This is a genomic window from Pseudogulbenkiania sp. FW507-F1 (assembly GCF_058781125.1).
The window spans coordinates 46246-59974 of record NZ_JBYSWM010000013.1; the positions used below are offsets into that span (position 1 = coordinate 46246).

The 13729-nt window shown below is 65.0% G+C and carries 14 protein-coding genes; 5 read left to right on the forward strand and 9 right to left on the reverse strand.

All coding sequences use genetic code 11. The annotated features are described in order from the left end of the window. Positions 1-121 precede the first annotated feature (121 nt). From AC3WG5_RS10465 to AC3WG5_RS10495, 7 genes are all read right to left on the reverse strand, one after another. Complete coding sequence (locus tag AC3WG5_RS10465) at positions 122-1306, reverse strand: O-succinylhomoserine sulfhydrylase (protein ID WP_492568619.1); 1185 nt, start codon at positions 1304-1306, stop codon at positions 122-124. Positions 1307-1433: 127 nt separating this feature from the next. Next, entirely contained in the window at positions 1434-2969 is a 1536-nt protein-coding gene (gene purF / locus AC3WG5_RS10470; protein WP_482581081.1) for an amidophosphoribosyltransferase, read from the reverse strand. A gap of 28 nt (positions 2970-2997) precedes the next feature. Then, positions 2998-3555, reverse strand: coding sequence for a CvpA family protein (locus AC3WG5_RS10475; RefSeq protein ID WP_008953587.1), 558 nt, complete (start codon positions 3553-3555; stop codon positions 2998-3000). Between the two features lie 6 nt (positions 3556-3561). Continuing rightward, a complete protein-coding gene (locus AC3WG5_RS10480; protein WP_492568621.1) occupies positions 3562-4374 on the reverse strand; it encodes an SPOR domain-containing protein in 813 nt (270 codons plus the stop codon). Positions 4375-4381: 7 nt separating this feature from the next. Beyond that, on the reverse strand, positions 4382-5656 hold the full coding sequence (gene folC / locus AC3WG5_RS10485; protein WP_492568622.1) for a bifunctional tetrahydrofolate synthase/dihydrofolate synthase: 1275 nt from the start codon (positions 5654-5656) through the stop codon (positions 4382-4384). A gap of 2 nt (positions 5657-5658) precedes the next feature. Next, positions 5659-6126 (reverse strand): protein YgfX, encoded by a 468-nt coding sequence (locus AC3WG5_RS10490; RefSeq protein ID WP_492568623.1) that lies wholly within the window; start codon positions 6124-6126, stop codon positions 5659-5661. A gap of 7 nt (positions 6127-6133) precedes the next feature. Continuing rightward, positions 6134-6487 (reverse strand): hypothetical protein, encoded by a 354-nt coding sequence (locus AC3WG5_RS10495; RefSeq protein ID WP_492568624.1) that lies wholly within the window; start codon positions 6485-6487, stop codon positions 6134-6136. A 144-nt stretch (positions 6488-6631) separates the two neighbouring features. Here AC3WG5_RS10495 and AC3WG5_RS10500 point away from each other — a divergent pair, with 144 nt between their 5' ends. The 5 genes from AC3WG5_RS10500 to AC3WG5_RS10520 all read left to right on the forward strand — a co-directional run bounded on the left by AC3WG5_RS10500 (position 6632) and on the right by AC3WG5_RS10520 (position 11654). Next, the gene (locus tag AC3WG5_RS10500; protein ID WP_492568625.1) at positions 6632-8545 is read left to right on the forward strand and encodes an ATP-binding cassette domain-containing protein; all 1914 of its coding nucleotides are present in this window, start codon (positions 6632-6634) and stop codon (positions 8543-8545) included. Further along, a complete protein-coding gene (locus tag AC3WG5_RS10505) occupies positions 8542-9063 on the forward strand; it encodes a C40 family peptidase (protein ID WP_492568626.1) in 522 nt (173 codons plus the stop codon). The genes AC3WG5_RS10500 and AC3WG5_RS10505 overlap by 4 nt, the downstream gene beginning before the upstream one ends. After that, positions 9063-9641 (forward strand): hypothetical protein, encoded by a 579-nt coding sequence (locus tag AC3WG5_RS10510; RefSeq protein WP_492568627.1) that lies wholly within the window; start codon positions 9063-9065, stop codon positions 9639-9641. Before AC3WG5_RS10505 ends, AC3WG5_RS10510 begins: the two co-directional genes overlap by 1 nt. Before the next feature lie 112 nt (positions 9642-9753). After that, on the forward strand, positions 9754-10755 hold the full coding sequence (locus AC3WG5_RS10515; RefSeq protein WP_294867412.1) for a class 1 fructose-bisphosphatase: 1002 nt from the start codon (positions 9754-9756) through the stop codon (positions 10753-10755). A 98-nt stretch (positions 10756-10853) separates the two neighbouring features. Continuing rightward, positions 10854-11654, forward strand: a complete 801-nt coding sequence (locus tag AC3WG5_RS10520; RefSeq protein ID WP_492568628.1) for a response regulator — start codon at positions 10854-10856, stop codon at positions 11652-11654. Between the two features lie 18 nt (positions 11655-11672). Here AC3WG5_RS10520 and AC3WG5_RS10525 read toward each other — a convergent pair whose 3' ends face one another. Together AC3WG5_RS10525 and AC3WG5_RS10530 are read right to left on the reverse strand one after the other, a co-directional pair. Further along, on the reverse strand, positions 11673-12515 hold the full coding sequence (locus AC3WG5_RS10525) for a hypothetical protein (RefSeq protein ID WP_492568629.1): 843 nt from the start codon (positions 12513-12515) through the stop codon (positions 11673-11675). A gap of 72 nt (positions 12516-12587) precedes the next feature. After that, positions 12588-13619 (reverse strand): EAL domain-containing protein, encoded by a 1032-nt coding sequence (locus AC3WG5_RS10530; RefSeq protein ID WP_492568630.1) that lies wholly within the window; start codon positions 13617-13619, stop codon positions 12588-12590. Positions 13620-13729 lie beyond the last annotated feature (110 nt).

Genomic DNA, 13729 nt, shown 5'->3' on the forward strand with positions numbered 1-13729 from the left:
AAGTTTCAGATCGATTAGTGTCAAGAAAATCATCGCCCGATCAGATTCCTGCCACCTCCCGCACAAAAAAATGGCAGGCTACCTTGATAGTAGCCTGCCGTTTCAAACAAACATATAAATACTAACAGAGACCACGTGCGATGTCGTTTTTCAGATCGTCGACATGCTCGAGGCCCACGGCCACACGCAGCAGACCTTCGACGATGCCGGCTTTTTCCCGCGCCTCCTGGGTGATGCGGGCATGCGTCGTCGAGGCCGGATGGGTGATGGTGCTCTTCACGTCGCCCAGGTTGGCGGTGCGGGAAATGACCTCGACCGCGTCCACCAGCCTCCACGCGGCCTCGCGCCCGCCCTTCACCACGAAGGAGACGACCGCCCCCCCCAGTTTCTGCTGACGCATCGCCAGCGCGTGCTGGGGATGGCTGGCGAGCCCCGGGTAGAATACCCGCTCGATGGCCGGATGCGCCTCCAGCCAGCGTGCCAGTTCAAGCGCGGAGGCACATTGCTTTTCCATACGGATGAACAATGTCTCCATGCCGGACAACAGCACCCAGGCATTGAATGGGGCCAGCGAAGGCCCGGCGGTGCGCACGTGCAGGTAGATCGGCTCGATCAGGGCGCTCGACCCCACCACGGCCCCACCCAGCACCCGGCCGTGACCGTCGAGGTACTTGGTGGCCGAATGCACCACCAGGTCGGCCCCCAGCTTCAGCGGCTGCTGCAGGGCGGGCGAACAGAAGCAGTTATCGACCACCAGCAGAGCATCGGCTTCATGGGCAATGTCGGCGATGGCGACAATGTCGGCCACTTCGGTGAGCGGGTTGGACGGCGTTTCCAGGAAAAATAGCCGGGTAGTCGGCTTGACCGCGGCACGCCAGGCCTGCAGATCGCCAGCATCGACAAAGGTGGTTTCGATGCCGAACTTGGACAGGGTGCCGGAGAACAGGTTAATCGTGGAGCCGAACAGGCTCTGCGAGGCGACGATGTGGTCGCCCGCCTTCAGCAGGGACATCATGCACGCCTGGATCGCTGCCATGCCGCTCGCGGTAGCGATGGCCCGCTCGGCGCCTTCCAGTGCCGCCAGGCGCTCCTGGAATGCATTTACCGTCGGGTTGGTGAAGCGGGAATAGGTGTAGCCGGGCTTTTGCCCGATGAACATCGCCGCGCCTTCCTCGGCAGTGTCGAAGGTAAAGCTGGAGGTCAGGTAGAGTCCCTGACTGTGCTCATGGAATTGGCTGGCTTCCAGTCCGGCCCGGATGGCCAGGGTCTCCGGATGCAGAGAAAGGAGGTTGTTCTTTTCAGTCATAACATTCCACCGCCGGTTAATGCACCCGGAGCCCGGCACGCCCCTGACGAGGCCGCGGCAGCGACCCGGGAGAGACGCGACAGGCTCCGGATGCGGGAAGAAAAATGCGCCCCCACGGGGCGCATGGTCAAATCAAGTTCTGCTCGGCGACGTTCAGGTTCAGATCGACCGGCTGCGCGCCTTCGACCTCTTCCTTCTGACCCTTGCCGTCACGCCGTGCGTTCTCGATGGCGTCGAGATAGGCCTCGGTGATGTCCCCGGTGATGTACTCACCGTTGAAGCACGAGGTCTCGAAGTCGCGCAGTTCGCGGTTGACACTGTGCACGGCGTCCTTCAAGGCATCCAGATCCTGATAGATCACCGCATCGGCACCGATCTCGGCAGCGATCTCTTCCTCGGTGCGCCCGGTGGCCAACAGCTCGGCACGGGTCGGCATGTCGATGCCGTAGACGTTGGGGAAGCGCACCGCCGGAGCCGCCGAGGCGAAATAGACTTTCTTGGCGCCGGCGTCGCGTGCCATCTGCACGATTTCCTTGGAGGTGGTGCCGCGCACGATCGAGTCATCGACCAACAGCACGTTACGGTCCTTGAACTCGCACGCCACGGGGTTGAGCTTCTGGCGCACCGACTTCTTGCGCACCGCCTGGCCCGGCATGATGAAGGTACGGCCGATGTAGCGGTTCTTGATGAAGCCCTCGCGGTACGGCAGGCCCAGGTGGTTGGCCAGCTGCAGGGCGCTGGGGCGGCTGGTATCGGGAATCGGCATCACCACGTCGATATCCAGCTGCGGCAGCACGCGGCGAATCTTTTCGGCCAACGTTTCGCCCATCACGGTACGCGCCTGGTACACCGAGGCGCCATCGATCACCGAGTCGGGGCGAGCAAAGTAGACGAATTCGAACAGGCATGGCGCATGGCGGGTCGGACCCTTGCTCGGCTGGGCGTGGAAGTCGCCATCGAAATTGACGAACACGCACTCGCCCGGCTCGACGTCACGCAGCACCTTAAAGCCGGAGCAATCCAGTGCCACCGACTCCGAAGCGAACATGTACTCGGTCTTGCCGTTGCTGTCGTTGGTACCGATCACCAGCGGACGGATGCCGTTGGGGTCACGGAACGCAACCAGGCCGTACCCGGCGATCATCGCGACCACGGCATAGGCGCCGCGCACGCGGCGGTGCACCGCCTCGACCGCCTCGAACACCGCGTCGACCGACAGCTCGTAGCCCTCGACGCGCTGCGCCAGTTCGTGGGCGAACACGTTGAGCAGCACTTCGGAATCGGAGTTGGTATTGATATGGCGCAAGTCATAGCGGTACATGTCCGCCTTGAGTTCGTCGGTATTGGTCAGGTTGCCGTTGTGCGCGAGCACCACGCCGAACGGCGAATTGACGTAGAAAGGCTGCGCTTCGGCCAGGTTCGACGCCGAACCGGCAGTCGGGTAGCGTACGTGGCCGATACCGGCGTTACCCAGCAGCGAGCGCATGTTGCGGGTACGGAACACGTCTCTCACCATGCCACTGCCTTTGTGCATGTGAAAAGACTTCCCGTTGGCCGTCACGATGCCGGCAGCATCCTGACCCCGGTGTTGCAGCAGTTGCAGGCCGTCGTACAACAGCTGATTGACGGGAGTCTGCCCGACCACGCCTAGAATTCCACACATTTCAAGTTTTCCCAACTACCAACAGAACTTAAGAATATAAAGCACGATCCGGCGACTCCTGCGCCGGGCCATGCCGCAACGTTTCGCTTCGCCGCCCCGAGAAGTTCAGATGCTCCGACATCTTGGGCGGAAGCCAAGGCCGCAAGGACAACGCGGCGGCCTCGAATGGCGCGGCGAACAGGGCGTTGCGCCACATCGGCTGCTTGGGCATATCGGTCAGACCGCCCAGCAAAACCATGACCGTCACCAGAACGCCGCCGCGCGCGAGCCCGAACACGGCACCCAGCACGCGATTGACGGCACCCAAGCCGATCGAATCGATCAGGCCGGTCAGCACCACGCGGAGCAGCGCCGTGGCCAGCCAGACCAGGAAAAACAGGGCGATGAAGGAGGCGGCCAGACGCAATCCTTCGCTCGGCAGTTCCGCCGGCAGGAAACCGGCCAGCGTCGGGGCGAACTCCTTGGCGCACCACAGCGCCGCGATCCACGACCCCAACGACAGCACCTCGGCCACCAGACCCCGCATAAGCGCGATGATGACCGAACCCGCCAGGATAGCAATGACGATATAGTCGAAAACGGTCATTGTGTCTTATCGGCTAACGATAATGCCCGTCACACCGGCACTAGACAGTTTTTTCAGGACGCTTTCGGCCTCGGCACGGGAACCGAAGGGGCCAACCCTGACGCGGGTAACATTGCCCTTGCTGGTTTCGACCTTGCTGAAATGCGCCGTCACACCCAGCGCCGACAACCGCGACTTCAAGGCTTCGGCCTTGGCCGGGTCGGACAGCGCCGCCAACTGGATCACCACATTGCCGTTGCCCGCCGTCGGCTGGCTCTGCTCCTTGGGAGCAGCCTTGGCCGGCTCTGCCTCGGCGCGCCCTTCCAGAATGGCCGCAGGGTCGGATTTCTTCGGTGCCGGCGCTTCGGTTTTCTTGGGCTCCTGCCGGGGTTCCGGCTTGGGCTCGAGCCTGACTTCGGCCTTGGGATGCGGCTTGGGCTCTTCCTTGACGGATGTTTTGGCCTCGGACTTGGTCTCGGGCACGACGGCAGGCGGTCGCGGCGCGGATGGGGCAACCGGTGCCGGTGCAGCGTCATCGAGCTTGGCTGGCAACTGCGTCGTCGCCGCGGCCGAATCGGCGGCTTCCTCCGGTGGGGCGCCATCTGCACCGGCAGCAACCGCTGCTTCGGGATTCGGCGAGGCGGCGGTCGACGGCGCCTCGGACGCTTTCTGGCCGACGATCTCGACCGACTCCGGCTTCATCTGCTGCTCCGGCACGCTGCCAACCACCTTCCACAAGACGACGGTCGACACCAGCACCAGCACGATGGCGCCAACCAGGCGGCGGCGCGCGCGCTTGCGCAGCAGAATCAGTTCCTCATGGGTGGACAGTCCGGGCATGCCTTCCTCAGGATGTGTGATGTCGCGCCTCGAGCACCGCGGCAACGGTGTGGAACGAGCCGAATGCGACAATTCTATCATTTTCCCCGGCTGCCGATAAGGCAGCCGCCCACGCCTCGGCGACGGTGTCGTACACATTCACGTTACGCACGCCAAGACCCGCCAGGCGTTCCGCCAGTTGCGCCCCGCTCTGCCCGCGCGGCATGTCGAGGCCGCCGACGAACCAGCCATCAAACTCGCCGCGCGCCAGTTCGACGACGGCATCGAGGTCCTTGTCGGCCAGCATCGAGAACACGGCGTAGCGGTTTTCGGCGAAGGCCAGCTTCTTCAGGTTGGCCACCATGGCCTTGACGGCGTGCGGGTTGTGACCGACATCCAGGATCACCAGCGGGCGACCCGGCAGGACCTGGAAGCGCCCCGGCCAATCGACTTCTAGCAGGCCGCGCTTGACCGCGCCGATACTCACCGGCAGTTTTTCCTTCAGGCAGTCGAGCACCGCCAGCGCGGTGGAGGCGTTGACCAGCTGGTAGCTGCCGCGCAGCGCCGGGAACGGCAAGGCATGGCGAAACATCTCCCCCATGCGGAACGACCACTGGTTTTCCAGCTTGTTGAAGCCGAAGTCGCGGCCGTACAACTTGAGGTCGGCGCCGATTTCGGCGGCGTGGTCGAGCAGGCGCTGCGGCGGGTTGGCATCGGCGCAGATCGCCGGTTTGCCGGCGCGGAACACGCCGGCCTTCTCGAAGCCGATGTCTTCGCGGTTGTCACCGAGGATGGCTTGGTGGTCGAGATCGACGCTGACCACCACCGAGACGTCCGGCTCGAACACGTTGACCGCATCCAGGCGGCCACCCAGGCCCACTTCCAGCACCATCACGTCGACTTCTTGATCGACGAAGGTCTTGACGGCGCCCAGGGTGCCGAATTCGAAATAGGTCAGCGAGGTCTCGCCACGCGCGGCCTCGACGGCGGCGAAGCCCTGCACGATCAGGTCGTCGCTGACCGGCTGCATGTCGATGGCGACGCGCTCGTTGTAGCGCAGCAAGTGCGGCGAGGTATAGGTACCGACCTTGAAACCGGCCCGGTTGAGCATGGTGGACAGCATGGCGCAGACCGAGCCCTTGCCGTTGGTCCCGGCCACCAGAACGATCGGGCAACGGGGCGCCAACCCCATGGCGTCGCGCACGCGGCGGACGCGCTCAAGCCCCATCTCGATGGTGACGGGGTGCAGACTTTCCAGGTGTGACAGCCACTCTGGCAACGTAGTCGGTGTCGTGTTTGTCATGGTTATGCATTCAGATTCGGTGTGGAGGCGGGCTCCGGCGCGTGGAACCAGCGCAGATAGACCCGCAAGGCGCGCAAGGATTCCCGAGTGGCGGAATCCGGCCACAACACCAGCGAGCGGCGACGCCCTTCCAGCTTCAGATTCACCACCACCAGCCAAGGGGTGATCACCGTGTCGCGCTCGATCTCGGCCGGCACGGCGAAGGGGCCGAACCAGGCCACCAGTTGCCCTTGGGGCGAGACCTCGAGGCGGCCGATGCGTTGCCGCGACGGCCACCAGCCGTCATGGCGCAGCCCGTGCCACAACACGGCGGGCAGGGGCAGCAGCAGCCAGGCCGCCATAGCCAGCGGCAGGTAGTACAGGCTGGCCGCTACCCATGCCAGCACACTGCCGATCAGCAGCGCGAGCCAAATCCGCGAAGGACCGAGCTCGACGGCAAACGGCGGCACGGCACGCTGGCGCGCGGTCATGGCTGGCTCAGAGCTCGGCAGCCGGGTAGTTGTGGATGTCTTCGTCGACGCTGTCGAGCACGGTGGAGTGGATTTCGACGTCGAACCACTCCCAGAAGGTCTTCAGCGAACGATCGGTTGGCCATAACGCTTCGTCTTCGTACCAGGAAGCCAGTTCGATCTTGAACAGCTGCTCGGCCATGTCGTCGATACGCGACACGCCTTCTTCCGGCTCGGTGAATTCGGGCAGCAGGATCACCGTGCAGTCGGCGCGCAGGCTGTCGAGGGTGAGATCGGTGTCGTTGCCCGGCACGTTGTTCAGCCAGTTCAGGAACGGCTCTTTCGGCTTGATGACGGCGACGGATCGATCGACGAAGTACATGAAATTCCTTTCGCTAAAGCGGCCGCGGGTGGGGCCGGCGGTAATGGCGCGCATTGTAACAGCCCGGCCGGCCGGGCGCGAAGCGGACTTCGCGCCCGTGCTACAATTCGGCGCATTACGGTATTTCTGGATCATTGCAGACTCATGGCTCTCATCACGGTCGACAAGGCCTGCCTGGCTTTCGGGCACAACGCGCTGCTGGACAAGGTGGATTTCGTGCTGGAACCCGGTGAGGTGGTCGGACTGATCGGCCGCAACGGCGCCGGCAAGTCGTCGCTGCTCAAGGGCATCGCCGGCACCGTGGCGCTGGACGACGGCCGCATCAACATCAAGGGCGATGTGCGCGTGGCCTACGTGCCGCAGGAGCCGGAATTCAATCCCGGCCACACGGTGTTCGAAGCCGTGGCCGAAGGACTGGGCGACCTCAAGGCGTTGCTCACCGACTATCACAAGGCGACCCAGGCGCTGACCGACCCGGCGGCCGATCATGAAGCCCTGCTGGCCGACATGGAGCACATCCAGCATGAGCTGGAGGCGCGCAACGGCTGGCAGTTTGACGCCCTGATCGCCACCACCCTCTCCTACCTCGACCTCAACGCCGACACCCGCATCAGCGAACTGTCGGGCGGCTGGAAAAAACGCGTGGCGCTGGCGCGGGCGCTGGCCGCCAAGCCGGACGTGCTGCTGCTGGACGAACCGACCAACCATCTCGACGTTTCCGCCATCGAATGGCTGGAGGGGCTGATCAAGAATTTCGCCGGCAGCGTGCTGTTGATCACCCACGACCGCCGCTTCCTCGACAACGTCGCCACGCGCATCGTCGAGCTCGACCGCGGCATCCTGCGCAGCTACCCCGGCAGCTTTTCCGCCTACCAGACGAAGAAGACCGAGGAGATGGCGGTGGAGGAAGAACAGAACCGCCTGTTCGACAAGTACCACGCCCAGGAAGAAGTGTGGATCCGCAAGGGCATCGAGGCGCGCCGCACCCGCAACGAGGGTCGCGTGCGCCGGCTGGAGCAGATCCGCCGCGAGCGCGCAGCACGGCGTGAACGCGTGGGCCAGGTCAACTTCCAGCTCGACGCCGGCGAACGCTCGGGCAAGCTGGTGGCGGAGCTAGAACACGTCAGCAAGCGTTTCGGCGACAAGGTCATCGTGCGCGACTTCACCACGCGCATCCTACGTGGCGACAAGATCGGCCTGATCGGCCCCAACGGGGTTGGCAAGACCACGCTGCTGAAGATGATTCTGGGCGAACTGGCGCCGGACAGCGGCACCGTCAAGCAGGGCAGCAAGCTCGAGATCGCCTACTTCGACCAGTTCCGCGAGCAGTTGGACGAGAACATGAGTGTGGCCGACGTGATCAGCCAGGGCAACGATTTCGTCGAGATCGCCGGGCAGAAAAAGCACGTGATGAGCTACCTGGAGGACTTCCTGTTCTCGCCGCAGCGCGCCCGCAGCCCGGTGCGTTCGCTCTCGGGCGGCGAGCGGAATCGTTTGCTGCTGGCACGCCTGTTCACCCGCCCGGCCAACGTGCTGGTACTGGACGAGCCGACCAACGACCTCGACATCGACACCCTGGAATTGCTGGAAGACGTCATCGACAAGTACAGCGGCACGGTGTTTCTGGTAAGCCACGACCGCGCCTTCCTCGACAACGTGGTGACGCAGGTAATCGCCTTCGAGGGCGACGGCAAGCTGGAGGAATACCCAGGCGGCTATCAGGACTGGATCGACACCAAGGCGCGCATGGCGGCGCTGAAGCCGGCCGAAGCGGCCGTCAAGGCCCCGATGGCGCGCCAGGACAAGCCCCTGGACAAGCCGAAGAGCGGGCGCACCAAGCTGTCCTACAATGAAACGCGCGAACTGGCCGGCCTGCCCGAGCTGATCGCCGCACTGGAAGCCGAGCAGGCCGGGCTGAATCAGAAACTGCTCGACCCGAACTGTTACCGCGACACCCCACGCGAGGCCATCGCCTGGCAGCAACGCATCGAAGCGATCGACGAGCTGCTGCTGGAAAAGCTGGCGCGCTGGGAAGAACTGGAAAGCAAACAGGGATGACCTCTCGCCGGATCTCCGCCCTCATCGTTGCCGTCGTGGCCGCCACGCTGGCGGCCTGCAGCAGCGCCCCGCCCCGCAAGACGGCCGGCAGCCGACCGCGTCCGCCGGCCAGCCCGACCCTGTCGGGACTCACAGCGGATGGCGCCGGGCGCGAGATTCTGATGTACACCCTGGGCCTGTTGGACCTCGACTACCGCTTTGGCGGCAGCAATCCCGAGGCCGGGCTCGATTGCAGCGGCATGGTCAGCTACATCTATCAGAACGCCGTCGGCGTGAAGCTGCCGCACAACGCGGCGCAGATCGCCAGCGTGGCGCGGCCGATCGAGGCCGGCCGCATGCAAGTGGGCGACCTGGTGTTCTTCAACACCATGAATCGGCCGTTCTCGCACATGGGCATCTACATCGGCGACGGCAAGTTCGTGCACGCGCCGCGCAGCAACAGCACCATCCGCGTCGAGCACCTCGACAACCGCTACTTCGCCGCGCGCTTCGAAGGCGCGCGCACGCTGTTCGACTGATGCGCCACTGGAGCTCAAGGTTGGCCGAAGCCTGGCAGAAAACCTCGGCCCGGCTGCCGCGCCTGCATCGCGACGGCTTCTCGCTGCCGCGCGAGCTGCTGCTGGCGCAGTTGCGCAAGCACCTGGACGGCGACGACTTCACCGTGCTCGACCTCGAACTCGCCGACGACGCCGGCCTCTTGACGCTCGAGGTGTTGCGCCCGGCGCCGGCACGGCTCGCCATCCGCTTCCACTTTCTGCCGGTGGACTGGGCGCGGCGCGAGCTGGTGCTGGCCTACACCCTGAAAGGCGAGGCACGCTCGTCCTCGCTGGCGCGGCGCGCCCTGACCGGGCTGGTGCTGGCCACGCTGGAAGCGGGTTGGGGGGAACGGCTCATCCGCAAGCTGACGGAGCCGCTGGCGTGGCTGTCGAGCGGGTCGCAGCGGCTCACGCTGCACCTCGACCGCCTGCCGCGCGTGGCGGGCTGGCTGGAGCGGCCGGTGTTCGGCCAACCCCTGGCCGAGCGCATTGCCATTACCGACATCCGCACCGTCCCCGACGCGCTGCGCGTCACCCTGAGCCGCAACAAGCCAGACTGACGCCGGCCCTGACGCGCTAACAGCAAGCCCTGTCGAAGCGTTATAATGCCGCCTGTTCTTTCCGCCGGCCGATACGCCCCGGCGGCAGCCCACCCCGATACAGAGGATATCCATGAGTCACACCACCCTCAGCCGCTTCCTGATCGAGCAGCAGCGCAAGCAAGGCAGCATTCCGCCGGAACTGCGTTTCCTGATCGAAACCATCGCCCGCACCTGCAAGGCCATCAGCCACTCCGTGCACAAGGGCGCGCTGTCGGGCGTGCTGGGCGAGGCCGGCACCGGTAACGTACAGGGCGAGGCGCAGAAGAAGCTGGACGTGATCGCCAACGACGTGCTGCTGGAAGCCAACGAATGGGGCGGCAGCCTGGCGGCGATGGCCTCGGAAGAGATGGAACTCCCGCACGCCATCCCGGGCGAATACCCGAAGGGCGAGTACCTGTTGCTGTTCGATCCGCTCGACGGCTCGTCCAACATCGACGTCAACATTTCGGTCGGCACCATCTTCTCGGTGCTGCGCTGCCCTGACGGCGTAACGCAGCCGACCGAGGCCGATTTCCTGCAGCCGGGCACGACCCAGGTCGCCGCCGGCTACACCGTGTACGGCCCGCAGACCATGCTGGTGCTGACCTTCGGCAACGGTGTGCACGGCTTCACGCTGGACCGCGAGAACGGCAGCTTCGTGCTGACCCACCCGGACATGCGCGTACCGGAAGCCACCAAGGAATTCGCCATCAACATGTCCAACATGCGCCACTGGGAGGCCCCGGTGAAACGCTACGTGGACGAGCTGCTGGCCGGCACCACCGGGCCGCGCGGCAAGGACTACAACATGCGCTGGGTGGCATCGATGGTGGCGGAAGTGCACCGCATCATCATTCGCGGCGGCATCTTCATGTACCCGAAAGACGCGCGCGACCCGTCCAAGGCGGGCAAGCTGCGCCTGATGTACGAAGGCAACCCGATGGCCTTCATCATCGAGCAAGCCGGCGGCGTCGCCACCAACGGCCATCAGCGCATCCTCGACATCCAGCCCGCCAAGCTGCACGAGCGCGTGGCGGTGTTCCTGGGTTCCAAGGAAGAAGTGGAACTCGTCACCCGCTACCACGCGGAGTAAGCCCCACAATCAGCCCGTGCCCCGCACGGGCTTTTTTTCGGCCAACCGTCCGACCGGACGGCAACACCCCATCCCGCCAAGCCAACGAGGACGCCGACGTGCCGCTTCCCCAGCTCCTGACCATCGCCCTGGCCGAGCCCTCGCCGCTGCAGGCCCAGATCATCCGCCATGCCCTGAACGAACTGGGCATCCGCAATGTGGACGTGTTCCACAACGGACAAGCCTTGCTGCAGCACCTGCAGCAGCACACCCCGGACGTGGTGATCAGCGCGCTCTACCTGCCCGACATGACCGGCACCGAACTGGTCTATGCGCTGCGGGCACAGCCCGCCCACCTGGACCGTCCGTTCATCCTAATCTCCAGCGAGACCAAGCCGCACTACCTTAACCCGGTACGCCAGGCCGGCGCGCTGGCGATCCTGCCCAAGCCGTTCACCACCGCCCAGCTCGACAAGGCGCTCGGCAACGTGCTGGAGTACCTCAACAGCGATCCGATGCTGAACGAGTGCGACGAGGATTTCAGCATGCTGAAGGTGCTGATCGTCGACGACAGCGCCACTTCGCGCCGCCTGATCCGCACCGTGCTGGAAAAAATCGGCTTCGAGCAGATCGCCGAAGCCGAGGACGGCAGCGAGGCGGTGCCGCTGATCAACGCCACCCACTTCGACCTGGTGGTGACCGACTACAACATGCCGCACATGGACGGCAAGCAACTGGTGGAGTACATCCGCACCCAGAGCATGCAGTTCACCGTGCCGATCCTGATGGTCTCGAGCGAAACCGACCAGCGCCGCCTGGCGGCGGTGCAGGACGCCGGGGTGTCGGCAGTGTGCGACAAGCCGTTCGACACCGCGGTGATCCGCCAGTTAGTCAGGCAGTTCGTCGCCGAGCGCACCTGACCCGAGGGCGTGGCGCGGTCAGCGCGGCGCCACCCAGACCAGCCGGCTGCGGCTCTTGTCGTCACCCAGTGCCTGACGGCGCCAGTAGCCGGCGCTGTTCGCCACGCCATCCAGCCACGGCAACTCCGGCACCTGGCAGCGCGTCACCTCGATGAACCCCGCCTTGAGCAGCGCGCCACGCCCTTTCTGACGCGTTTTGGGACAGGTCGGGTGCGTGGCCGCCGCCACCCATTCCGCCGTGGAGCCCGCTTCCCATACCGCTTCCAGCGTCACCTTCGGCTGCGTCATCATGGCAAAACCGTTCAACACCGACTCCAACAGCGGACGCCACGGCGCCGGCACGCCGTCGAGTTGCGGCGCCAGCTCGCCGGGGTAGCTGACCGTCAGCGCCCACAGCGGCTCGGGAACCTGCCACCAGTGCGTCCCCTGCCCGGAGAACACCGCCTCTACCAGCACCAGATCGAGCAGCCGGTCAGCGGGCCGATGGCGGATGAAGGCCCCGCCACTGGCCTCGCCGCTCACCTGCAGAAAGAAGGCCTCCGCCGGCAGGATCAGCGTATCCGGCAGATGGGACGGCAGTCGCGTGTGCGCCAACGCCCGCGCCAGTCCGGCGTCGAACTCGGCGATCAGACGGCCGTGCCGGACGTGGCAGCCGTACGCCAAGGCCAGCACCCGCTCGGCCTCGGGCACGCCGTCCGCCTCGCCGTAGACCTGGGCAACCCGCACCAGCTCACGCCCGACCAGTTCGCCGACAGCGTCTTCAGCCAACGTGGCGCTGCCGGGCTGGGAAAAGAGTTGCCCGACGCGCTTGGCCCAAGGCCGGGTCAGGGCGTAACGCTGCACACCGTATTGCATACTCATCGGGATGTCCGCCAAGAAAAAAGGCCGGATTGTAGCCGACCTTGGTTTTGCCGTTCAAAGCCTGAAGCGGGCTCAGGTGCCTTCCACCCGTGGCGCCGCCGGACGCGGCGACTCGGTCTCGGACGCCACTTCGGCGTAGAGCCAGCGGCGGAAATGATTCAACGTCATCGGCCGCCCGAAGAAGAAACCCTGCAGGAACTGGAAGCCCTTGGCGTTGAGGTAGCTCTGCTGCCCCTGGGTTTCCACCCCCTTGATCATCACCTTGAGGCCGAGCTGGGTCGCGTTGACCAGGATGTCGTCGAGGATGTTGCCGCGGAAGCCCTCCTTGCCGATGGCCGAGACGTAGCCCTTTTCCACCTTGAGGTAGTCGAAACCCCAGGTTTGCAGGTAGTGACGGTCGGCGTGGCCGGCACCGAAGTCGTCGAGCGCCAACTGGACCCCCATGGCCTTGAGCTCGCGCACCACCTTGAGGCTCTCTTCGTGCTCTTCCAGCGCGACCCGCTCGGACACTTCCAGCACCAGCTGGATGTGCTTGTCCTTCAACACCGACAGCAGCAACCGGCAGTCCTCGATGATGTCGCGCGTGGTCAGGTGGCTGGCGGATATATTGACGCCGACCACGAACCCCGCTGGCAGCATCATCTGCCCCAGCTCGTGGCCGACGCAGCGCAGCAGGTAGCGGGTCAGCGCCACGATCAGTCCGGCCTCCTCCGCCGCCGGAATGAACAGCTGCGAGGGGATGAAGCCCTGCACCGGATGGCGCCAGCGCGCCAGCACCTCGACACCGATGCAATGACCGGACTGGGCCGTGACGATGGGCTGGTAGTGGACGAAAAACTCGCGCTTGCGCAGCCCTTGGGCGATCTCCCAGTTATTGGAATTACGGCTGTCCTTGGTGCTGTTGATGGCCCAGCCCAGAGCACCCCCCGCCAGCAACGCCATCAACAGCGGCGCCAGCAACCCGCCCATGGCCAGCGCCAGCCGCGACTCCAGCGTCACCAGCAGCACCCCGACGAGGACGCACAGCACCATGGCCGAGACATAGACGGCCCACGCGGGAGCCCCCAACAGCGCCCGGCCCCACACCATTTTCAACTTGCGCATTCCGCCTCTCGCCCCATGACTGATTTCATCCTGCTCGTCCAGCGTCGTGTGCGCTACCGCCACCCCGCTGTGGATGGCGAGCTCTCAGGATAATGTCACATTCATCGTAG